We start from the raw sequence: 20,754 nt of genomic DNA on the forward strand, positions 1-20,754 counted from the left end.
GCGGTGCCGGTCGCGGTGCCGCTCGAACATGAGGGATGATCGTGAGTGTGATCGAGCCTGCGAGCGAACCAGCAGCACTGCCTGCGCCGAGCAGGTTACGACCGAGCGCAGCGAGGTGATGGTGTGAGTGATACAGAAATCGTCCAGCAGCAGCCCCGGTTGCCGGCGGCGCCGCCGGCCGCCGCACCGCCTCCCGGGAGCACCACTGCTTCGCAGTTGCCCGCGGATCGCTATCTCAATCGAGAACTGAGCTGGCTGGACTTCAACGCGCGGGTGCTGGCCCTGGCCGAAGATCATTCCGAACCGTTGCTGGAGCGCGCGAAATTCCTCGCGATCTTCGCCTCGAACCTCGACGAGTTCTACATGGTCCGCGTTGCCGGGCTCAAACGCCGTGCCACGGCCGGACTCTCGGTGCGTTCGGCCGACGGCCTGTCCCCCACCGAACAGCTGGAGCTGATCGCGGCCGCCACCCAGGAACTGGCCTCCCGGCACGCCCGGGTATTCCTGGACGAGGTGCAGCCCGCGCTCGTCGAACAGGGCATCGCCATCATCGGCTGGTCCGATCTGGACGATGACGAGCGTCGCCGCCTGTCGGGCTACTTCCAGGATCAGGTCTTCCCGGTGCTGACCCCGCTGGCCGTCGACCCCGCCCACCCGTTCCCCTACATCAGCGGCCTGAGCCTGAACCTCGCTGTGACGGTGAAGGATTCCGACAACGGCGGTGAGCACTTCGCACGAGTGAAGGTGCCCGACAACGTCGACCGCTTCGTGCGCGTGCGCCGCAGCACCCCGGCCGTCCCGGGCCGCGCCGCGGCCGCACTGCGCGACGGTGATCCGGCGGTGTCGAGCCTGGCCGCCTTCCTGCCGATGGAGGATCTGATCGCGGCCCACCTCGATCAGCTGTTCCCGGGAATGGATGTGGTGGAACACCATTCGTTCCGCATCACCCGCAACGCCGACTTCGAGGTGGACGAGGACCGCGACGAGGATCTGTTGCAGGCCCTCGAGCGCGAACTCGCCCGCCGACGCTTCGGATCTCCGGTGCGCCTGGAGGTTTCCGACGACATGACCGAGCACATGCTCGATCTGCTGCTGCGCGAACTCGACGTCGACCCGGGCGACGTCATCCAGGTGCCGGGCCTGCTGGACCTGTCCTGCCTGTGGCAGGTCTACGGGGTGGACCGGCCCGCGCTCAAGGACGCCCCCTACGTGCCGACCACTCCGCCCGCGTTCGGCGAAAGGGAAACGCCCCGAAACGTTTTCGCCGCCCTGCGCGAGGGCGACGTGCTGGTGCACCACCCCTACGACTCGTTCTCCACCAGCGTGCAGCGATTCATCGAACAGGCCGCGGCCGACCCGCAGGTCCTGGCGATCAAGCAGACGCTGTACCGCACCTCCGGCGACTCCCCGATCGTCAACGCGCTCATCGACGCCGCCGAGGCCGGTAAGCAGGTCGTGGCCCTGGTGGAGATCAAGGCCCGCTTCGACGAGCAGGCCAACATCAAGTGGGCGCGGGCGCTGGAGCAGGCGGGCGTCCACGTGGTCTACGGCCTGATCGGGCTCAAGACGCACTGCAAGACCTGCCTGGTGGTCCGGCGCGAGGGCGCCACCATCCGCCGGTACTGCCACATCGGCACGGGCAACTACAACCCGAAGACCGCGCGACTATACGAGGACGTCGGATTACTTACCGCCGCACCGGAAATCGGCGCGGATCTGACCGATCTGTTCAATTCGCTGACCGGATACTCGCGTAAAGCCTCCTATCGAAATCTGCTCGTCGCCCCGACCGGTGTGCGGGCCGGGATCATCGAGCGGATCCAGCGCGAGGTCGAACTCGCCGAGCAGGGCCTGCCGGCCCGAATCCGGATGAAGGCCAACGCCATCGTCGACGAACAGGTGATCGACGCGCTGTACCGGGCCTCACAGGCCGGGGTGCAGGTGCAGATCGTGGTGCGCGGCATCTGCGGGCTGCGACCGGGCGTGGCCGGGATGAGTGAGAACATCGAGGTGCGCTCGATCCTCGGGCGGTTCCTGGAACATTCCCGGGTCATGCACTTCCAGGCTCAGGACGAGTACTGGATCGGAAGCGCCGACATGATGCACCGCAATCTGGACCGGCGCGTCGAGGTCATGGCGCAGGTCAAGGATCCCAGGCTGTGCGAGCAGCTGGCGGTGATGTTCGATTCCGCGCTGTATCCCACGACGCGCTGCTGGGTACTGCAACCGGACGGGACCTGGCAGGCCCGCCCGACCCCGGAAGAGGTCGCCGAGCTCGGCGAGCAGGTGCGCGACCATCAGGAATTCCTCATGCGTCTGCGGCGTCCGGATCAGCAGTGAGTCGTTCGGCGACACAGGATTCCGGCACCGTCCGCTATCCCGACCCCCGGGTCACCGCCAACATCCTCGCCGCCGGCGCCGTCGTATGGCGTCGGCGGCAGGACGGTGCGATCGAAGTCGCGGTGGTGCACCGCCCGAAGTACGACGACTGGTCGCTGCCCAAGGGAAAACTCGATCCGGGCGAGACCGCGATGATCGCGGCGGTGCGCGAGGTCGCCGAGGAGACCGGTCTGAGCACCCGGCTCGGCCGGTATCTGGGCAAGGTCACCTATCCGGTGACCGGGCACCGCAAACTCAAGCGTGTGGACTACTGGTCCGCCCGGATCGACGACGGTGAATTCGCGTCCAATTCCGAGGTGGACCGGCTGCAGTGGCTCACCATGGACCGGGTCATGGATGCACTGTCGTATCCGATGGATCGCACCATCATCCGCAATTTCCTGCGGTACCCGCCGGACACCGCCACCCTGCTGTTGGTGCGGCACGCCAAGGCCGGACACCGGGCCCGCTTCTCCGGGCCCGATGGCGAACGTCCGCTGGACAAGAACGGCATCGCCCAAGCCCTGGCCCTGACGCCGAATCTGGCGGCCTTCGGGCCCGCGGAGGTCTACTCGGCCCCGCCCCTGCGCTGTACGCAGACCGTCGAACCACTCGCGGACGAACTCGGCGTCGAGATCGGCATCGAGCCCACGATGTCCGAAACCGCTTATGCCACAGCGCCGGACGCGGCACTGCGGCGGATCCGGGAACTGGTGTCACCGGACACCGTGCGCGTTATCTGCAGTCAGGGCAAGGTGATTCCGCCGCTGATGGCCGCCTGGGCCGAAATCGACGGTGTCACACTGCCTCCCGCGCGCAATCGCAAGGGCAGCGCCTGGGTGCTGTCGGTGGCCGACGGGCGGTTGGTCGCCGCCGACCATCTCGACAAGGCGTTGCGCGAGCACTGACGCGCGAGCACACCGAAACATCGTGCCGACACACTAATCGGCCCCGGCCTGATGGGCCGGGGCCGATTCGTTGTGCAGACGTCAGCGGCGAGCGGTCCGCTTGGCAGCGGTCTTCTTCGCCGGGGCCTTCTTGGCGGCCGTGGTCTTCTTGGCGGCGGCCTTGGTCGCCGTGGCCTTCTTGGCCGGAGCCTTGGCAGCCGTGGTCTTCTTGGCGGTGGTCTTCTTGGCCACCGTCTTCTTGGCCGCGGCCTTCTTGGCAGGAGCCTTGCTGGCCGTCTTCTTCGCCACGGCCTTCTTGGCGGCCGTGGTCTTCTTGGCGGCTGCGGTCTTCTTGGCCGCCGCCTTCTTGGCTGCGGTCTTCTTCGCCGCACCCGACACCGGTGCTGCCACACCGCGTTTCACGGCCGGACCCGAGGCCGCGACCTTCTGCTTCCCGGCAATGATTGCCTTGAACTGCGCACCCGGCCGGAATGCAGGGACCGAAGTGGGCTTGACCTTGACGGTTTCACCGGTACGCGGGTTACGCGCCACTCGCGCAGCGCGCTTGCGCTGTTCGAACACACCGAATCCGGTGATGGTGACGCTGTTGCCCTTGTTCACCGCGCGCACGATCGTGTCGACAATCTGCTCGACTGCCGCAGTGGCCGTGCGCCTGTCAGTACCCAACTTTTCGGTCAGAACGTCGATCAGTTCCGCCTTGTTCATTGAATCCTCCGCAGACTAATGGCCCGTCGTCGGACCGACTAGGTACCACGGTAAACCTTCAATGGGCAAGAGTCTATGTGCCACGCCAAATTTCATGTGGTGTGGCACACGCACAGCTACCGCGATTGGCAGCTCTCAGCTAACGCCTAGGGCGGATTAGCCCCGCTAATTAGGCGTCGGAATGGTGGTGGGTTTCCAACCTGGCCTTGCCTTTTCGAACCGGTCGATCGTCTGTTCCTGACGAAGTGTCAGGCCGATGTCGTCCAAGCCCTCGAGCAGACGCCACCTGGTGTAGTCGTCAATTTCGAAGGGCAACACGACGGTTCCGGTCGCCACCGTGCGTGCCTCGAGGTCGACGATCAATTCCTGACCGGGTCGTTCCTCGAGCAACTTCCAGAGCAATTCGACATCATGTTGTGACATGCGGGCCGCCACCAGCCCGCCCTTACCGGCGTTGCCCCGGAAGATGTCACCGAACCGTGAGGAGATCACCACCCGGAAGCCGTAATCCATCAACGCCCAAACGGCGTGTTCGCGTGAGGATCCCGTACCGAAATCCGGGCCCGCCACCAGCACGCTGCCCCGGTTGAACGGTTCGGCGTTGAGAATGAACGTCGGATCCGAGCGCCAGGCCGCGAACAGCCCGTCCTCGAATCCCGTACGTGTGACTCGCTTCAGATAGACCGCCGGGATGATCTGGTCGGTATCGACATTGGACCGGCGCAGCGGCACCCCGATCCCCTTGTGCACCTTGAAGGGTTCCATGAGAGTTCTCCTGAGTATGTGGCGGCATGAACGGTCAGGCGCGGAGGCGGCAGCGGAGCATAACCACGTAGCGCCCCGGCTCATGCCGAAATATGGACGATCAGTTCAGGTCCGCAGGTGAGGACAGGGTTCCGCGCACCGCGGTGGCCGCCGCGACCAGCGGCGAAACCAGATGTGTGCGCGATCCTTTGCCCTGCCGGCCCTCGAAATTGCGGTTGGAGGTCGACGCGCAGCGCTGGCCCGGAGAAAGTTGATCGGGATTCATGCCCAGGCACATCGAACATCCGGCCTGCCGCCATTCCGCGCCCGCCGCGGTGAAAATCTCACCCAAGCCCTCGGATTCGGCCTGCGCGCGCACCCGCATCGAACCGGGGACGATCAGCATGCGCACACCATCGGCCACCGTGCGCCCCTCCAGCACCGCCGCTACCGCACGCAGATCCTCGATCCGACCATTGGTGCAGGAACCGACGAATACGGTGTCGACCGCGACATCCCGAAGCGGAGTACCGGGCTCCAAATCCATATAACGCAATGCCTTCTCGGCGGTCTCGCGCTGGGTCTCGTCGGCCATTTCGGCCGGATCGGGCACGACCGCGCCCAGCGGGACGCCCTGTCCCGGGTTCGTCCCCCAGGTCACGAACGGTGTCAGCGCGGAGGCGTCGATATGCACCTCGGCGTCGAATTCCGCGCCCGGGTCGGTCTTCAGCGCATCCCAGGCCGTCACCGCCGCATCCCAGTCCGCGCCCTGCGGCGCGTGCGGACGGCCCTTCAGGAATTCGTAGGTGGTCTCGTCGGGGGCCACCATGCCGGCCCGCGCGCCCGCCTCGATGGACATGTTGCACATCGTCATCCGGGCTTCCATCGACATCGACCGCACGGCCTCGCCGCGATACTCGATGACATAGCCCTGACCGCCGCCGGTGCCGATCTGCGCGATCACCGCCAGGATGACGTCCTTGCTGGTGACGCCGTGCGGCAGCTGACCATCGATATTCACCGCCATGGTCTTGAACGGCCGCAGCGACAACGTCTGCGTGGCCAGAACATGTTCGACCTCGCTGGTGCCGATGCCCATCGCCAGCGCGCCGAACGCACCGTGCGTGGAGGTGTGCGAATCACCGCACACCACAGTCGTGCCCGGCTGGGTCAACCCGAGCTGCGGACCGACCACGTGCACGATGCCCTGCTCGATATCGCCCATCGGATAGAGCCGGACGCCGAATTCCTCGCAGTTGCGGCGCAATGTCTCGACCTGGGTGCGCGAGGTCGGGTCGGCGATCGGCTTATCGATGTCGACGGTCGGGACGTTGTGGTCCTCGGTGGCGATGGTGAGATCGGTTCGGCGCACCGGCCGTCCGGCCTGCCGCAGTCCGTCGAACGCCTGCGGGCTGGTCACCTCGTGCACCAGGTGCAGATCGATGTAGATGAGATCGGGCTCGCGCGCCTCGCCCTCGCCCTCGCCGCGGGCGACGACATGCTCGTCCCAGACCTTCTCCGCCAGTGTGCGTGGCCGTTCGGCCATCGGTATCACCTCTGTATTTTCGGCCTCCGCTTCGCTCCGGCGGGTTCGCGGCCCCTGAGGCTCGCCGTTCGGCACTCGAGACTCGGGCTTCGCCCATGCGCTTCGAGTGCTGAACGGCGAGCCGGCCGCGAACGGTCGCTCGACGGATCGCTCCGTGCGGGCTGGGTTGAGAGCGGAAGTTGCGTGGTTGTGTTGTTGCTTGGCTCGTTCTCCACCGGGCTGGGTGGGGGTCGGACTGGTTTGCAAATCTCATTATCTGAGACTTAAATATCGTCCTATGAGACAGCATAGCGGTATCGGGGTGCTCGACAAAGCCATGACCGTGCTCTACGCGGTGGCCGAGCAGCCCTGTGGCCTCAATGAGCTGTGTGCGCGGACCGGGTTGCCCCGGGCGACCGCGCACCGGCTGGCCGTCGGCCTCGAGACGCACCGCATGCTGGCCCGCGACGCCAACGGCCTCTGGCAGCCCGGACCCGCACTCTCCGAACTCGCGAGCACAGCGCAGGATCCCATGCTCGACGCCGCGGCCGTCGTACTGCCCCGGCTTCGTGAGATCACCGGGGAAAGTGTGCAGCTCTACCGGCTGGACGGCCATTCGCGGATCGCGGTCGCGGCCCTGGAACCCGCCTCGGGACTGCGCGACACCGTCCCGGTCGGCGCTCGCCTGCCGCTGACCGCCGGATCGGCGGCCAAGGTCCTGCTGGCATGGGCGGATCCGGAACTACAGCGCAGCGTGCTGCCCGACGCGGTCTTCGGCGAACGCGCGCTGGCCGAGGTCCGCCGACGCGGCTGGGCGCAGAGCGCGGCCGAGCGGGCGGCGGGGGTGGCCAGCATCTCCGCGCCGGTGCGCGATTCGTCCGGCGCCGTGGTCGCCGCGGTCTCGGTGTCCGGTCCGATCGACCGGATGGGACGTCGTCCGGGCGCGCGCTGGGCCGCCGATCTGGTCGCGGCCGCGGATGCCCTGCACAAACGCCTGTAGGCCCGGCACCACTGTGACAACGGCCATGTGACGCGCACCATACGCCGTAAACTACAGTCGGCCCATGGGAGTGAATCAACGCGCACAGATCGTGATGTCCGACGACGAGGTCACCGGATTCCTCGAGCGCAGCCGCATCATCACGCTGGCCACGCTCGGCCCGAAGGGCCTGCCGCATCTGACCGCCATGTGGTACGGCCTGGTGAACGGCGAGATCTGGTTCGAGACCAAGGCCAAATCGCAGAAGGCGGTCAACATCCGCCGCGACCCCCGGGTGACGGTGCTGATCGAGGCCGGTGACAGCTACGACCAGCTGCGCGGGGTCTCCATCGAGGGCCGCGCGGAGATCGTGGACGACCCCGAGGCGCTGTTCAAGGTGGGCGTGAGCGTCTGGGAGCGCTACACCGGCCCGTACACCGAGGAACTGCGCCCGATGGTGGACGCCATGCTGAACAAGCGGGTCGCGGTCCGGCTGGTGCCCGAACGCACCCGCAGCTGGGATCACCGCAAGCTCGGTATGCCGGAGATGCCGGCGGGCGGGTCGACCTGGCCGCTGGACAACTGAGCGCCGCACCCGCCGCACAACGAAAAGATCCCCCAGCCGAATGGCTGGGGGATCTTCGCGTAGCCCCGACGGGATTTGAACCCGCGCTACCGCCTTGAGAGGGCGGCGTCCTAGGCCGCTAGACGACGGGGCCAGGACAAGTGCAACCGGATCGAAAGACCCGGACACACTCCGCTGGGGTACCAGGACTCGAACCTAGAATGGCTGAACCAGAATCAGCTGTGTTGCCAATTACACCATACCCCAATGACCTGGGCGTTCTGCCTCCCTCCCGGTGGGCTGGAGGCTCGTTTCCGGGCCGGGGAGAAGATTACCAGTCCCCTCCCCGCTTTATACAAATCGCCTGGTCACATGGGGTCGAACGGCGTCCGAGGCGGTCAGATCGCGGTCGCGGCGGCCCGCAGCCGCTGCATGCTCACCTCGCGGCCGAGCAGCTCCAGCGACTCGTAGAGCGGCGGGCTGATGTGTGAACCGGTCACCGCAACTCGCACTGGTGCGAACGCCTTACGCGGTTTGAGGCCCAGATCGTCCACCAGAGCGGTTTTCAGCGCCGCTTCGAGTGCGATTGCCGACCAGTCGGAAATATCCTCCAGCGCCGCGATGGCGGCCTGCAACACGGGTGCGGCGTCGGGTCCCAGATTCTTTTGCGCCGCGGCCTCGTCGACGGTGAACTCCGACGGCGGCAGGAACAGGAACTTCAACAAGTCCCAGGCGTCCCCGAGAACCACGATCCGGGTCTGCACCAACTCGGCCGAAGCCGAGAAAAGTGCGTCGTCGACTTCGGCGCCGATGTGCCCCTGCCCGGTGAGGTAGCTGCGGAGTCGATGAGCGAAATCCGCGGGCTCCAGCAAACGAATGTGCTCGGCGTTGACGGCGTCGGCCTTCTTCTGGTCGAACCGGGCCGGATTCGAATTTACTTTCGATATGTCGAATGCCGCGACCATCTCCTCCATCGAGAAGATGTCGCGGTCCTCACCTATGCTCCACCCGAGCAAAGCCAGGTAATTCAGCAAACCCTCGGGAATGAATCCCCGATCCCGATGCACGAACAGATTCGACTCGGGGTCGCGTTTGGACAACTTCTTGTTGCCCTGCCCCATCACGAAGGGCAGATGACCGAACTGCGGAGTGAACTCGGCGACCCCGATCCGGGTCAGCGCCTCGTACAGCGCGATCTGTCGCGGAGTGGAGGACAGTATGTCCTCACCGCGCAGTACGTGGGTGATCTTCATCAATGCGTCGTCGACCGGATTGACCAGGGTGTACAGCGGCTCGCCGGTACCCCGGGTGATCGCGAAGTCGGGCACCACGCCGGCCCGGATGGTGGTCTCACCGCGCACCAGATCGTGCCAGGTGATGTCCTTGTCGGGCATCCGCAACCGGATCACCGCACCGCGGCCCTGCGCCTTGAAATCCGCGATCTGCTCGGCGCTCAGGTCGCGGTCGAAGTTGTCGTAGCCGAGCTTCGGATCGCGTCCTGCGGCCTTGTGCCGGGCCTCGACTTCCTCTGGGGTGGAGAACGATTCGTACGCTTCGCCCGCCTCCAGCAACCTTCGGACGATGTCCATGTGCTGGTCTCGGCGCAACGACTGCCGGTACGGCGCATAGGGTCCGCCGACCTCCGGGCCCTCGTCCCACGTCAGGCCGAGCCAGCGCAGCGCGTCCAGCAGCGCGTGGTACGACTCGTCGGAATCGCGTGCGGCATCGGTGTCTTCGATACGGAAGACGAATGCGCCGCCGTGGTGCCGGGCGAAGGCCCAGTTGAACAATGCCGTCCGGATCAGCCCGACGTGCGGCGTGCCGGTCGGCGACGGGCAGAAACGGACCCGTACGTCTGTCATGTCTCTACTTCCGATCAACGTTTGGCGGCAACGGGATTGGTGAGGGTGCCGATGCCCTCGACCGTCACGGAGACGGTTTGCCCGTCCTGCATCGGTCCTACACCCTCGGGAGTGCCGGTCAGGATGACATCGCCGGGCAGCAGCGTCATCACGGTGGTGACCCACTCGATCAGCTTCGGAATATCGTGCAGCAGAAGTGATGTCCGGCTGCGCTGGCGGACCTCGCCGTCGAGCTCGGTGACGATCTCCAGATCCGTTGGGTCCAGCTCGGTTTCGATCCAGGGGCCAAGCGGGCAGAAGGTGTCGTACCCCTTGCCGCGGGTCCACTGCCCGTCGTGCCGCTGCTGGTCACGCGCGGTGACGTCGTTGGCGACCGTGTAGCCGAGGATCACCTCGCGGGCGCGGGCGGCGGGCACGTCCTTGCACGGCCGTCCGATGACGATCGCCAGCTCGCCCTCGTAATCGACCTGAGAGGAACTGGGCGGCAACACGATTGCCGAGTTCGGTCCGGCGATCGCGGTGTTGGGCTTGAGGAAGATCACCGGATCCGCCGGCGCCTCACCGCCCATCTCGCGGGCGTGCGCGGCGTAGTTCTTGCCGATGCACACCACCTTGCTGGCCAGGATCGGCGCGAGCAGCCGGACATCGGCGACCGGCCAACTGCGGCCGGTGAAGGTGGGCGTGCCGAACGGATGTTCGGCGATCTCCTTGGCAACACCATCGGAGGTGGTTCCTTCGATGCTCACGAACGCGACCCCATCGGGGCTGGCAACTCGACCTAGACGCATGGTTCGCAGTCTATCCACCAGGTGGTATGGGCCCGACCACCCGGTCTGCACACCGCCGCCGCGCCACCGCCGCACATCCGGCCCCGAGCCGGGTGTACCGTGATCGAGGAGTTCACAGAATAAGATTTGAATCCCAATATTTGAGATAGAGGTGAGAATATGGTGGCCGTGATCCAGCTGAGCACCACTCGACGGTGGGTCATGCTCGGCCTCGGACTCTTCGCCCAGGCCGCCAGCGCGGTGATGAGCAACGGTGCGCCGTTCCTGCTACCCGCCCTCACCGAACGCGGAATGCCCTTGGCCACAGCCGGTCTGCTGGTGGCGATGCCGATGGTCGGCATGGTCTGCACGCTGGTCGCCTGGGGCTACGCGGTGGACCGGTTCGGCGAACGCACGGTGCTGATCGTCGGCCCGCTGCTGATGTTCGGCGCGGGCGCCGCCGCGGCCGCCACCACGAATTACCTTGCGCTGGGCGCATTGCTGCTGCTGGCGGGTATCGGCGCGGCGAGCACCAACGGCGCGAGCGGACGGGTGATCGCGGGCTGGTTCCCACCCGATCAACGCGGATTGGCGATGGGAATCCGGCAGACCGCACAGCCCCTCGGCGTCGGCATCGCGGCCCTGGCGATCCCGGCAATCGCGGCGGCACACGGGTTTTCCACCGCCGTGCTGGTTCCCGCGGTGATGGCCGGGGTCGCCGCGATCGGCTGTGCGATCGGAATCATCGATCCACCGCGCCCCGAACGTTCTGTTGCGCAGACCGATTCGGACAATCCCTACCGCCGAGATACGACATTGTGGCGCATTCACGCCGTTTCGGTCCTACTGGTGATCCCGCAGGCGACGGTGTGGACGTTCGCACTTTTGTGGCTGAATCACGGTGTCGGACTGTCACTTGCGGTCGCGGGCGTTCTCGTCACTGTGACGCAGATCCTGGGTGCGGCGGGACGTATCGGCGCGGGAATCTGGTCCGATCGCCTGGGCAGCCGACTGCGCCCCCTGCGCACTATTGCGATCGCAGCAGTGGTTTCCATGGCCGCCCTGGCCTTCTCGGCATGGCTGCACTGGTGGTGGGCAGCGCTGCCGATCCTGGTGATCGCGTCGGTCATCACCGTCGCCGACAACGGCCTGTCCTTCACCGCCGTAGCCGAAATCGCGGGCCCCTTCTGGAGCGGTCGTGGCCTGGGCATTCAGAACACCGGCCAGTACCTCGCCACCGCCGCGGTGGCCCCGGTCTTCGGCGCTCTGATCACCGCCGCGGGCTTCCCCGCCGCCTACCTCGCAGCCGCGGCCTTCGCCATCGCCGCCGTACCGCTGGTCCCTCGGGATAGCCGCTAGCCCAGCACGATCGCGCCCCCGAGCCGGACGAAAAGACCGGTTCGGGGGCGCGAGTTCGTTCCACTCGGAATCTCCTCTGCGAGAACAAGATCGAACTCGAGGCCCGAAAGGGCTTGTCCGCCTCGGCATTCGCAATCGAGCGCACGCCCGATGACATTCTCGAAGTTGAGGCTACAACCGAAAAGCCCCGCGCCCGAAGACATTCGGACACGGGGCCTGGTTGCCGATACTCAGACCGCGGCGGCGATCCGGTCGCCGATCTCGACGGTGGACGCGGCGCCGGTGCGGGTGGACAGATCCTTCGCCACGGCGGACTCGATACGGGCGGCCTCGTCGGTCCGGCCGAGGTGGTTCAGCAGCAGGGAAACCGAGAGAATCGCGGCGGTGGGGTCGGCCTTGGACTGGCCCGCGATATCGGGAGCGCTGCCGTGCACGGGCTCGAACATGCTCGGGTTCACGCCCGAGGCGTCGATATTGCCCGATGCGGCCAGGCCGATACCGCCGGAGACCGCGGCGGCCAGGTCGGTGATGATGTCGCCGAACAGGTTGTCGGTGACGATCACGTCGAAACGACCCGGATCGGTGACCATGTGGATCGTCGCGGCATCGATGTGCTGGTAGGCGACCTCGATGTCCGGATATTCCGCGCCGACCTCGGTCACCGTGCGCTGCCACAGCGAACCGGCGAAGGACAGCACGTTGGTCTTGTGCACCAGGGTCAGATGCTTGCGGCGCTGCTGGGCCGCGGCGAAGGCGTAGCGGACCACGCGCTCGATACCGAAGCGGGTGTTCGTGCTGACCTCGGTGGCGACCTCGTGCGGGGTGTTCACGCGGATCGCGCCGCCGGTGCCGGTGTACGGGCCCTCGGTACCCTCGCGCACGACGACGAAATCGATCTCCGGATCACCCGACAGCGGGCTGCGCACGCCCGGAAACAACCGCGACGGACGCAGATTCACGTGATGATCCAGCGCGAAGCGGGTGTGCAGCAGCAGCCCGCGCTCGAGCAGACCGCTGGGCACCGACGGGTCGCCGATCGCGCCGAGCAGGATCGCGTCGTGCTGCTTCAGCTCGGGCAGCACCGAATCCGGCAGCACCTCACCGGTCTCGTGGTATCGCTTGGCGCCCAGGTCGTAGTGGGTCTTCTCGACACCCGGCACGACTACGTCGAGCACCTTGAGCGCCTCGGCGATGACCTCGGGACCGATACCGTCACCGGGGATGACAGCCAGTTTCATATGACAACGCTCCGTTCGTTCACGCTCATGGCCCACACCGGATATGTGGCCGAATCAGCCGGTCCGGCCGACCGGCACGATCTCGGCCGCCGCAGCGGCACCGAGCCGATCGACCGTGCGATCACACGCGCCGATCGCAAGCATCGCCACCTTATCGGTAGCCCGGATCTGCCCCGTCACCAGGGCAAGCCGCTCTCAATCCGTGAGATTCGGCCCCGAGACCGGCGGCGTCCGATCACTCGAAAGCTATCGCTGTGGCAGAAAAGCAGTGTGCGCGAACCGATCCGGTCGAGGATCGGTTCGCGCACCACATCTGCGCCGGACTCAGCTCAGGTCGACCTGGGTGACCTTGGTCGCGCCGACGGCCTGCGCGATGGCGGCCTGCACGTCGGCGGGGACCTGGGTGTTCACCCGCAGGATCACCGTCGCGCCCTCCTGGTCGACGTCCTGGCTCAGCTGCGCGGCCTGGATGTCGATGCCTGCCTCACCCAGGGCGGTGCCGATCCGGCCCAGCGCGCCGGGACGGTCCTCGTAGTTCAGCACGGCCAGGTTCAGGCCCTCGGCGCGCATGTCGTAGTTGCGGCCGTTGACGTTGACGATCTTCTGCACCAGCTCCGGCTCGGTCAGCGCGCCGGACACGTTCAGGGTGCGGCCGTCGCCGAACACCGCGCGCAGATCGACCACGCTGCGGTGCGAGGGGCTCTCGGTGACGGTCGTGACGGTCGCCTCGATCCCGCGCTCCTTGGCCAGCGCCGGCGCGTTGACGAAGGTGACCGGATCCTCGATCAGCGCCGAGAAGATGCCGCGCAGCGCCGAAAGTTCCAGCACCGCAACGTCGTACGCGCTCAGCTCGCCGCGCGCCTGCACCTCGAGGCCGACCGGCAGCTCGTCGGCCAGGGCGCCCAGCAGCGCGCCCTGCTTGCGCACGATCTCCAGCCACGGCGCGACGAACTCGTCCACCGCACCGCCGGTGACGTTCACCGCGCCGGGCACGAATTCACCCGCGAGAGAGAGCAATACGGACTTGGCCACATCGGTGCCCGCGCGATCCTGCGCCTCGGAGGTGGATGCGCCCAGGTGCGGGGTCACCACGACCTGCGGCAGGTCGAACAGCGGGCTGTCGGTGCACGGCTCGGTCTCGTACACGTCGAGACCCGCGCCGCGCACATGACCCGACTTGATCGCGTCGGCCAGCGCGGACTCGTCGATCAGCCCGCCGCGGGCGGCGTTGACGATGATGACGCCCGGCTTGGTCAGCGCCAGCTTCTCCGCGGACAGCAGACCCTTGGTCTCGGGGGTCTTGGGCAGGTGCACCGAGATCAGGTCGGCCCGAGCGAGCACCTCGTCCAGCTCGAGCAGTTCGATGCCCAGCTGCGCGGCGCGGGCGGGCGAGACGTAGGGGTCGTAGGCGACGATCTTGGTCTCGAAAGCGGCCAGGCGCGCGGCGAACAGCTGGCCGATGCGGCCCAGTCCGATCACGCCGACGGTCTTGCCGAAGATCTCGACGCCGTTGAACTTGCTGCGCTTCCAGGTGTGCTCGCGCAGGGTGGCGTCGGCCGCGGGGATCTGGCGTGCGGCGGACAGCATCAGGGTGACCGCGTGCTCGGCGGCGGTGTGGATGTTGGAGGTCGGCGCGTTGACGACCATCACACCGCGCTCGGTGGCCGCGGGCACGTCGACGTTGTCCAGGCCGACACCGGCGCGCGCGACGATCTTCAGCTGCCGACCGGCGTCGAGGACCTCGGCGTCGACCGTGGTAGCGGAGCGGACCAGCAGTGCGTCGGCCTCGGGCACCGCGGCCAGCAGTTCGGGCCGATTGGGCCCGTCGACCCAGCGCACCTCGACACCGTCGCCGAGCGCATCGACGGTCGACTGGGCGAGCTTGTCGGCGATCAGAACAACAGGACGGCCATTTTGGCTCACTGGGGGCACTCCTGGGAAAAGAGGGATCGGCATTTACCGGGGCCAAGCTTAATGGGCTCGTCTGCGGCGGGGAGTGCGGGTGGTCCGATCGCCCGTACCCTCCCGCACCGGGGGTGACCTCGGTCTCATTGGCACAGCGACAGCAGCACCCGCGCCACGCGGCGCTGTCTCACCATCGCTCGCAGGCAGCAGCCGCCGCCGGGTAGCAGCCGCACCCCGGGGCCACATGACGCGTCCACTACCCGCCGCGTACACCGCTGCGGGTCGAGCCCCGCCGAAGATCTCACCGCACCGGCGCGATCCCGCGGCCCATTCGCCAGGACGCACGCTGACGACCCGGGTCTGCTACCCCGCCTGCGCCCGCTCCTCCTCTAATCCGCGCATCGCGTAGACCCGTTCGAGGAAGTCGCGATGGGCACGCAAGGTGGAGTCCAGGAGTTCGCGCCAGGTGCGGCGGTCCACGCGGGCGTCGCTGTCCAGCGAGGAGAGCGAGGCGGGGCGGAGGCGGTCGATGTGGTCGACGATGAAGGTGAGCCGGCGCCGGGGGAACTGGTCACCGATGCGGGGGTTCTCGGTCAGGAACGTGTCCAGCGCGTAGAGGTAGTTGATCGCGCGGTTGTACTCCTCGTCGGTGAGGTGGTAGTCCATCCGCTTGATCTCCACGATCCACAGCTCACCGGCATCGTGCAGCAGGACGAAATCGGGCTCGCGCTTGGCGCTGCCGATGGCGCTGGTCACCAGGGTGGAGCCGAATTTCTGCGCGTACCAGCGTTCGAAGGCCGCGCGGACGCGGGTGAGCGATTCGTTCATGCCCAGCGGAGTCCACTCCGGTGCGAGCAGCCACGGTGCTCGCTCGATGAGTTCCTGGAAGGGCCGTTCGAGCGAGCGGCGATCGTCGATGAGCGTATGCAGCTTGTCCACCACCGCGACTCGTTCCCCGGCGATCTGCCCGAGCGAATAGATCTCCGCCACCCGGGCGCGTTCGAACAGCGCCACCACGACGTCCAGACGCGGATCGGAGTCCTCGGCGATCTGTTGCAGGGTGTCGAGCAGGCTGCGCTGCGGTCCGAGCGAGAGAGCCAGGCGCACAATGCTTTCCACGTGCCCTGGATCGTCCAGTGCGGCACGGTCCTTGTTGGCCACCAGGATTCGCGCTGCCGCGGCAACCGATTCGCGAAACAGCTTGTCGCCCGGGGCGATCGCCTCCAGCGTCCGGTAGATGTGCGAGCGTTCGACGAACTCCTCCCACACCCGACGGCGGATCGAGCGCTCCCCCATCCGGCCGATCTCGGCGATGAGCTCGCGACCCCACGCGGCCAGCGCCTCACCCCGCCCGGAATTCCAGATGATGTCCTGCCGGTCCGAGCGCACCAGATCCTCCTCGTCGTCGAGCCAGTCCACATGGATGGCCCCGACCAGGTAGGAACGCAGTTTGTACTCACCGGTGAATCCGGCCGCGATACCGAAATCCCTTGTCTGAGCGACGATCTTGCCGCGCGCATAGATCCGCACGCCCGCCATCGCCTCGTCGCGGTAGGGGTGCCGGGAGTAGGCGATCCAGCCGGTGACGGGCAGATACTGCCGACCCGTGAGCACCGGGCGCGAGGCCACATCGATACGCGTCTCCTCCATCACATCGATCGGCAGATCGCTGAGGATGAAGCTCTCGGTCTCCTGTGCCGCGCTGTTGTGCACCTCGACCCGCCAGTCCGGGCGCTCGATCCCGAACCGCGCGGCGAGCTGGCGATTCAGTTCCGCCCCCGAATTGACCCGCTTGCGGAAGAAGTCCCGCAGGATGACGGTGGTGCCGCGCCTCGGGGCGACCGTGCCGTCCAACGGACCGACCGCCGGATAGTAGTCGCTCTCGGTGTCGTGCACCATATCGTCCAGGTCCAGAACGATATGGGAGACAGGCCATCCGGCCTCGGTGCGATCCTGCTCGCCGCTGCCCGCGCTGATCACCTCGATGGTCCGGCAGATTCCGAAGGCGGCGAGTTTCCCGATTCCCTTGCGGCCCATGACCGGTCGGCTGCGTTCACGCGAAAGATCCGAGCCCGTGCGGATTCGACGGTCCGAACCCACCATCAGATAGTGCTCGTTGACCTCGTCCGCGGTCATGCCGTGACCGTTGTCGGTCACGACGATCTCGTAGGGCGGCTCGTGCGCGCCACGCACGGTGCCGGCGAGGGTCACTCCCCAGGGCAACCACACCGCCACTTCGCTGGCGTCGGCGTCGTAGGAGTTGGCGATGAGTTCGGCCAGAACCGCCGAAACCCGGTCGTAGAGGCGGATTCCCAGCTTGTCGATGGCCAGCCGGCTGATCCGCATCGTGTACTTGTGGTCGGTCTGCACATCTTCATCCATGGTCGGGCCTTCCGCTGCCCGTGGGCAGCCGCTGTTCAGCTACCACCACTGCCACCCATGCTGCGTGGCCCCGTTGACCAGGGGTTGAACGGTAAACGTCCAGGTCGTCACAAGCCGATTCCGGTCCGGCCGCACATCACGGAACGATGACCGCTCCGGGCGAGCTGCCCGCGGATCTCGTTGCGGCCGTGGGTGAGCTGACCGAGCTGAAGTCCCGCACCCGCGAGATGGGCAGTGGTCCAGCGCCGGTGGCGATCGCCCGATTCATCGGTCGGCTGAAACGTCCCCCGGAAACGCGAAAGGCCCCGCACCACAACGGTGCGGAGCCTTACCAAGTCAGGTGACTCAGATCACGCGCACGCCCTGGGCCTGCGGACCCTTCTGGCCCTGGCCGATCTCGAACTCCACGCGCTGACCCTCATCGAGGGACCGGAAGCCGCTTCCGGAAACAGCCGAGTAGTGCACAAACACATCCGGACCACCGTCATCCTGAGCGATGAACCCGAAGCCCTTCTCGCTGTTGAACCACTTCACTACGCCTTGCGCCATTTCATACCTTCTGTGTAGACGAGCCGGACCGGCCAACGTCCGCTCGACCCGGTCTCGATGCTCCAGAATGCCATGCCCAGGCGCTGCCGCGCCACTGTGATTTCCCGCAACCGGCGATTGCACCTGATATGCCAGCAGCCCTGACGGATCCGTCCCAGCATTCGTGATCGTACCGATATAGGCAGATCAGCCGGCGGATCCGATTTCGGTGATCCGTATTCCGTCCGGCTTCGCGACCCAGTCGGAAAAGAAGTGGCCGGTCCTGGACAGCGGCTGTCCAGGACCGGCCACGCGGCCGATTCACCCGGCCGTTGTGCGAGCTCAGCCGCCGAAAGACCCGGTCCACAGCGTGTTCAGGATCCCGTGGAACGCAGCACTGCCGGTGTTGAACAGTCCGTGCAGAGCGGCGGAACCGGTATCGATGATAACGGGGATCATGGAATTGCCTTTCATTGTCGTCATCCGGCCGAACCGGCTTTCGACAGGCATATCGACCAACTTGAAACACTCGTTAGCCACAATTGCGGGATAGTGACCCGCACAACACGATTTCAAAACTGTGTGCCACGACACACACAATCAGTTCTGTACGATCCGGACGTTCCTGGCCTCGGGCCCGGTCTTGGTATGACGGATTTCGAAGACCACCCGCTGTCCCTCCGCGAGCGAGCGGAAGCCGGTCCCCTCCAGCTCGGTGTAGTCGACGAAGGCATCGGGGCTGCCGTCATCCTGACGGATGAACCCGAAACCCTTCTTGGTGTCGAACCACTTGACCGTGCCTTGTGCCATATCACATACCTTCTCGCCATCGGGCCTGCCAGACCATAGCGAGGCAATCGGCGCCAGTCCAGGCCGATTCGGCGCGTCGCGCGCCGTGCCGTGCGTTTCACGGCCGCAGATACCGCACCTGACGCGCCGTCGCGGCCTCCTGAGCCTCGTGACCGGACAGCTGTTCCGGCACGCCTACCTGCCAGAACGCACCGGATTCGGTCCAGGACGACGGGTGCGTGCGCACCACGACCACCGCGGGGCGCGACTGCCGGGCCGCCGCCTCTCTGGCGTGGCCATATGCCTCACGGAATTCGTCCGCACTCGAGGCGGTGAATACGACACAACCCAGCGAATGCGCGTGCGCGGCGAAATTCACCCGTGGCGGCGCGGGATGATTGGTACGGCAGTCGCGATACATATTGTTGAAACCGTTGCCGCCCTGGCCCTCCTGCAGGCGTGCGATGACCGCGTAGCCGTCGTTGTCGCACACCACCGCGACGAAGCCGTGACCGGCGAACGCCGCGGAGAACAGCTCGGAGTTGAGCATCAGATACGAGCCGTCGCCGAGCAACGTGGTGACCTGTCCGTGCCGGTGCGCCATCACCGCGCCCCACGCGCCCGCGAGTTCGTAACCCATACAGGAGAATCCGTACTCGACGTCCATGGTGGGTTCACCGCCCTCGGCCCGCCAGCCGCCGACCAGCTCACCCGGCAGACCACCGGACGAGGTCATCACGTAGTCGCCCGGTTCGCTCAGGTCGTTGACCTCACCGACGATCTGGGCGTAGGTCGGCGGTCCGGCTGCCGGTGTGCGCAGGGTGTCGATGTAGTCGTCCCACTCTCCGCGTACCGCCGCGGCACGGGTCGTCCACTCGCGAGCCACGCGCCAGCCGGACAGTTCGACCTCCAGATCCTCCAGTGCCGCAGCGGCATCCCCGACCACCGCGAGCGCACCGTGCTTGACCGCGTCGAAACGCGCGGCATTGATCGTGATCATCCGGACCTCGGGTGCGAAGGCGGTCCACGACGCGGTGGTGAAGTCCTGCAGGCGAGTTCCCACCGCGAGCACCAGATCCGCCTCCGCCGCAAGGGTATCGGCCGAGGCCGACCCGGTGATGCCCAGCGGTCCGGCGTACAGCGGGTGATCGTGTGCCACCAGGGTGCGCCCGGCGGTCGTCTCGGTGATCGGAATGCCGTGTCGCTCGGCGGTTTCCAGCGCCTGCGATGCGGCGCCGGAATAGCGCACGCCGCCGCCCAGGATCAGTAGCGGACGTTGCGCGGACCGCAGCGCCTGCGCCGCCGCCGCGAGTGCGGTGCGATCCGGGCGCGGCCGGGCCACGGTATGCACGACCGGTTCGAACAGCGCATCCGGGAAGTCGAAGGTTTCGGCCTGAACATCCTGTGGCAGAGCGAGTGTCACTGGCCCGGCATCTGCGGGATCGGTGAGTACCCGGGCGACCTGCGGCAGCGTCGCGAGCAGTTGCTCGGGCCGGGTGATCCGGTCGAAATAGCGACTCACCGCCCGGAACGCGTCGTTGGCGGTCACGGTCGGATCGCCGAAGTGCTCGACCTGCTGCAACACCGGATCCGGACCGCGCCCGGTGAACACGTCACCCGGGAGTAACAGCAGCGGAAGACGATTCGCATGCGCGACACCGGCCGCGGTCACCATGTTCAGCGCGCCGGGCCCGATCGAGGAGGTGACCACGCCGACCTGCCGTCGGTGCACGGCCTTGGTCAGACCGACCGCGGCCAGGGCCATGCCCTGTTCGGAATGCCCACGCCAGACCGGGATCACATCGCGGCGCTCCTCGAGCGCCGTCCCCAGGCCCAGGACGTTGCCGTGCCCGAAGATCGCGAACACCGCGGGGAACAGCGGCACCTCACGCCCGTCCAGGGTCTGTGAGCGCTGGGCGATCAGCCAGGCCACCAGTGCCTGCGCGGTCGTCAGTCGCATCTGTTGTCGCTCCTCGTCATGCCGGTCGTACGTTTCGGGCGAGGCCGGTTTGTCCGTCTTCCGGCCCGCTTTCGGCGAGTACCCACCGTGACCCACGTCATACCAACAACATTCCGGCCGAGCGATCGTCGCCGCCGGACGCCGGACGGATCCCGCCGC

18 protein-coding genes and 2 tRNA genes are annotated in these 20,754 nt (G+C 66.7%); 6 read left to right on the forward strand and 14 right to left on the reverse strand.

Annotation, left to right across the window (positions count from 1 at the left end; all coding sequences use genetic code 11):
• Positions 1-123: 123 nt before the first annotated feature.
• On the forward strand, positions 124-2,340 hold the full coding sequence (locus K7711_RS07335; protein WP_222965940.1) for an RNA degradosome polyphosphate kinase: 2,217 nt from the start codon (positions 124-126) through the stop codon (positions 2,338-2,340).
• Positions 2,337-3,287 carry an NUDIX hydrolase gene (locus K7711_RS07340; RefSeq protein ID WP_222965942.1) on the forward strand — a complete coding sequence of 317 codons (951 nt, stop codon included), beginning with the start codon at positions 2,337-2,339 and terminating at the stop codon, positions 3,285-3,287. The genes K7711_RS07335 and K7711_RS07340 overlap by 4 nt, the downstream gene beginning before the upstream one ends.
• An 81-nt stretch (positions 3,288-3,368) precedes the next feature.
• Here K7711_RS07340 and K7711_RS07345 read toward each other — a convergent pair whose 3' ends face one another.
• The 3 genes from K7711_RS07345 to leuC all read right to left on the reverse strand — a co-directional run bounded on the left by K7711_RS07345 (position 3,369) and on the right by leuC (position 6,282).
• Complete coding sequence (locus K7711_RS07345; RefSeq protein ID WP_040826339.1) at positions 3,369-3,992, reverse strand: HU family DNA-binding protein; 624 nt, start codon at positions 3,990-3,992, stop codon at positions 3,369-3,371.
• 165 nt (positions 3,993-4,157) lie between these two features.
• Positions 4,158-4,757 (reverse strand): 3-isopropylmalate dehydratase small subunit, encoded by a 600-nt coding sequence (gene leuD, locus K7711_RS07350; protein WP_222965944.1) that lies wholly within the window; start codon positions 4,755-4,757, stop codon positions 4,158-4,160.
• Between the two features lie 100 nt (positions 4,758-4,857).
• Positions 4,858-6,282 (reverse strand): 3-isopropylmalate dehydratase large subunit, encoded by a 1,425-nt coding sequence (gene leuC, locus K7711_RS07355; protein ID WP_222965946.1) that lies wholly within the window; start codon positions 6,280-6,282, stop codon positions 4,858-4,860.
• A gap of 277 nt (positions 6,283-6,559) precedes the next feature.
• Here leuC and K7711_RS07360 point away from each other — a divergent pair, with 277 nt between their 5' ends.
• Both K7711_RS07360 and K7711_RS07365 read left to right on the forward strand, forming a co-directional pair.
• Positions 6,560-7,261, forward strand: coding sequence for an IclR family transcriptional regulator (locus tag K7711_RS07360; protein ID WP_222965948.1), 702 nt, complete (start codon positions 6,560-6,562; stop codon positions 7,259-7,261).
• 64 nt (positions 7,262-7,325) lie between these two features.
• A complete protein-coding gene (locus K7711_RS07365; RefSeq protein WP_040826345.1) occupies positions 7,326-7,826 on the forward strand; it encodes a PPOX class F420-dependent oxidoreductase in 501 nt (166 codons plus the stop codon).
• A 60-nt stretch (positions 7,827-7,886) separates the two neighbouring features.
• On the opposite strand, the gene K7711_RS07370 is transcribed toward K7711_RS07365, so the two are convergent.
• From K7711_RS07370 to K7711_RS07385, 4 genes are all read right to left on the reverse strand, one after another.
• Positions 7,887-7,959 (reverse strand) — tRNA-Glu (locus K7711_RS07370).
• A 41-nt stretch (positions 7,960-8,000) separates the two neighbouring features.
• Positions 8,001-8,072 (reverse strand) — tRNA-Gln (locus K7711_RS07375).
• A gap of 131 nt (positions 8,073-8,203) precedes the next feature.
• A complete protein-coding gene (gltX, locus tag K7711_RS07380) occupies positions 8,204-9,667 on the reverse strand; it encodes a glutamate--tRNA ligase (RefSeq protein ID WP_222965950.1) in 1,464 nt (487 codons plus the stop codon).
• Between the two features lie 14 nt (positions 9,668-9,681).
• Entirely contained in the window at positions 9,682-10,455 is a 774-nt protein-coding gene (locus K7711_RS07385; protein WP_222965952.1) for a fumarylacetoacetate hydrolase family protein, read from the reverse strand.
• 159 nt (positions 10,456-10,614) lie between these two features.
• Here K7711_RS07385 and K7711_RS07390 point away from each other — a divergent pair, with 159 nt between their 5' ends.
• A complete protein-coding gene (locus tag K7711_RS07390; RefSeq protein ID WP_222965954.1) occupies positions 10,615-11,793 on the forward strand; it encodes an MFS transporter in 1,179 nt (392 codons plus the stop codon).
• Between the two features lie 230 nt (positions 11,794-12,023).
• Here K7711_RS07390 and K7711_RS07395 read toward each other — a convergent pair whose 3' ends face one another.
• From K7711_RS07395 to K7711_RS07405, 3 genes are all read right to left on the reverse strand, one after another.
• Entirely contained in the window at positions 12,024-13,031 is a 1,008-nt protein-coding gene (locus K7711_RS07395; protein WP_222965956.1) for a 3-isopropylmalate dehydrogenase, read from the reverse strand.
• 324 nt (positions 13,032-13,355) lie between these two features.
• Positions 13,356-14,954 carry a phosphoglycerate dehydrogenase gene (gene serA / locus K7711_RS07400; protein ID WP_222965958.1) on the reverse strand — a complete coding sequence of 533 codons (1,599 nt, stop codon included), beginning with the start codon at positions 14,952-14,954 and terminating at the stop codon, positions 13,356-13,358.
• Positions 14,955-15,299: 345 nt separating this feature from the next.
• Positions 15,300-17,318, reverse strand: coding sequence for an ATP-binding protein (locus K7711_RS07405; RefSeq protein ID WP_222965960.1), 2,019 nt, complete (start codon positions 17,316-17,318; stop codon positions 15,300-15,302).
• Between the two features lie 146 nt (positions 17,319-17,464).
• On the opposite strand from K7711_RS07405, the gene K7711_RS47385 reads away from it, so the two are divergent.
• A complete protein-coding gene (locus K7711_RS47385) occupies positions 17,465-17,662 on the forward strand; it encodes a hypothetical protein (protein WP_235746597.1) in 198 nt (65 codons plus the stop codon).
• 1 nt (position 17,663) lies between these two features.
• Here K7711_RS47385 and K7711_RS07415 read toward each other — a convergent pair whose 3' ends face one another.
• The 4 genes from K7711_RS07415 to iolD all read right to left on the reverse strand — a co-directional run bounded on the left by K7711_RS07415 (position 17,664) and on the right by iolD (position 20,595).
• A complete protein-coding gene (locus K7711_RS07415; protein ID WP_040749676.1) occupies positions 17,664-17,867 on the reverse strand; it encodes a cold-shock protein in 204 nt (67 codons plus the stop codon).
• Between the two features lie 321 nt (positions 17,868-18,188).
• Positions 18,189-18,365 carry a hypothetical protein gene (locus K7711_RS07420; protein WP_157186394.1) on the reverse strand — a complete coding sequence of 59 codons (177 nt, stop codon included), beginning with the start codon at positions 18,363-18,365 and terminating at the stop codon, positions 18,189-18,191.
• An 81-nt stretch (positions 18,366-18,446) separates the two neighbouring features.
• On the reverse strand, positions 18,447-18,656 hold the full coding sequence (locus tag K7711_RS07425; RefSeq protein ID WP_222965962.1) for a cold-shock protein: 210 nt from the start codon (positions 18,654-18,656) through the stop codon (positions 18,447-18,449).
• Positions 18,657-18,753: 97 nt separating this feature from the next.
• Complete coding sequence (iolD, locus tag K7711_RS07430; RefSeq protein ID WP_222965964.1) at positions 18,754-20,595, reverse strand: 3D-(3,5/4)-trihydroxycyclohexane-1,2-dione acylhydrolase (decyclizing); 1,842 nt, start codon at positions 20,593-20,595, stop codon at positions 18,754-18,756.
• Positions 20,596-20,754: the final 159 nt, after the last annotated feature.

The organism is Nocardia coffeae (assembly GCF_019890715.1).
GTDB classification, from domain to species: Bacteria; Actinomycetota; Actinomycetes; order Mycobacteriales; family Mycobacteriaceae; genus Nocardia; species Nocardia jiangxiensis.

Excerpts from the sequence above, each read along its gene's own strand:
- K7711_RS07345 (WP_040826339.1), bottom strand. The coding sequence starts at position 3,992 with ATGAACAAGGCGGAACTGATCGACGTTCTGACCGAAAAGTTGGGTACT.
- leuD (WP_222965944.1), bottom strand. The coding sequence starts at position 4,757 with ATGGAACCCTTCAAGGTGCACAAGGGGATCGGGGTGCCGCTGCGCCGG.
- leuC (WP_222965946.1), bottom strand. The coding sequence starts at position 6,282 with ATGGCCGAACGGCCACGCACACTGGCGGAGAAGGTCTGGGACGAGCAT.
- K7711_RS07360 (WP_222965948.1), top strand. The coding sequence starts at position 6,560 with ATGAGACAGCATAGCGGTATCGGGGTGCTCGACAAAGCCATGACCGTG.
- K7711_RS07365 (WP_040826345.1), top strand. The coding sequence starts at position 7,326 with ATGGGAGTGAATCAACGCGCACAGATCGTGATGTCCGACGACGAGGTC.
- gltX (WP_222965950.1), bottom strand. The coding sequence starts at position 9,667 with ATGACAGACGTACGGGTCCGTTTCTGCCCGTCGCCGACCGGCACGCCG.
- K7711_RS07385 (WP_222965952.1), bottom strand. The coding sequence starts at position 10,455 with ATGCGTCTAGGTCGAGTTGCCAGCCCCGATGGGGTCGCGTTCGTGAGC.
- K7711_RS07390 (WP_222965954.1), top strand. The coding sequence starts at position 10,615 with ATGGTGGCCGTGATCCAGCTGAGCACCACTCGACGGTGGGTCATGCTC.
- K7711_RS07395 (WP_222965956.1), bottom strand. The coding sequence starts at position 13,031 with ATGAAACTGGCTGTCATCCCCGGTGACGGTATCGGTCCCGAGGTCATC.
- K7711_RS07405 (WP_222965960.1), bottom strand. The coding sequence starts at position 17,318 with ATGGATGAAGATGTGCAGACCGACCACAAGTACACGATGCGGATCAGC.
- K7711_RS47385 (WP_235746597.1), top strand. The coding sequence starts at position 17,465 with ATGACCGCTCCGGGCGAGCTGCCCGCGGATCTCGTTGCGGCCGTGGGT.
- K7711_RS07415 (WP_040749676.1), bottom strand. The coding sequence starts at position 17,867 with ATGGCGCAAGGCGTAGTGAAGTGGTTCAACAGCGAGAAGGGCTTCGGG.
- K7711_RS07425 (WP_222965962.1), bottom strand. The coding sequence starts at position 18,656 with ATGGCACAAGGCACGGTCAAGTGGTTCGACACCAAGAAGGGTTTCGGG.
- iolD (WP_222965964.1), bottom strand. The coding sequence starts at position 20,595 with ATGCGACTGACGACCGCGCAGGCACTGGTGGCCTGGCTGATCGCCCAG.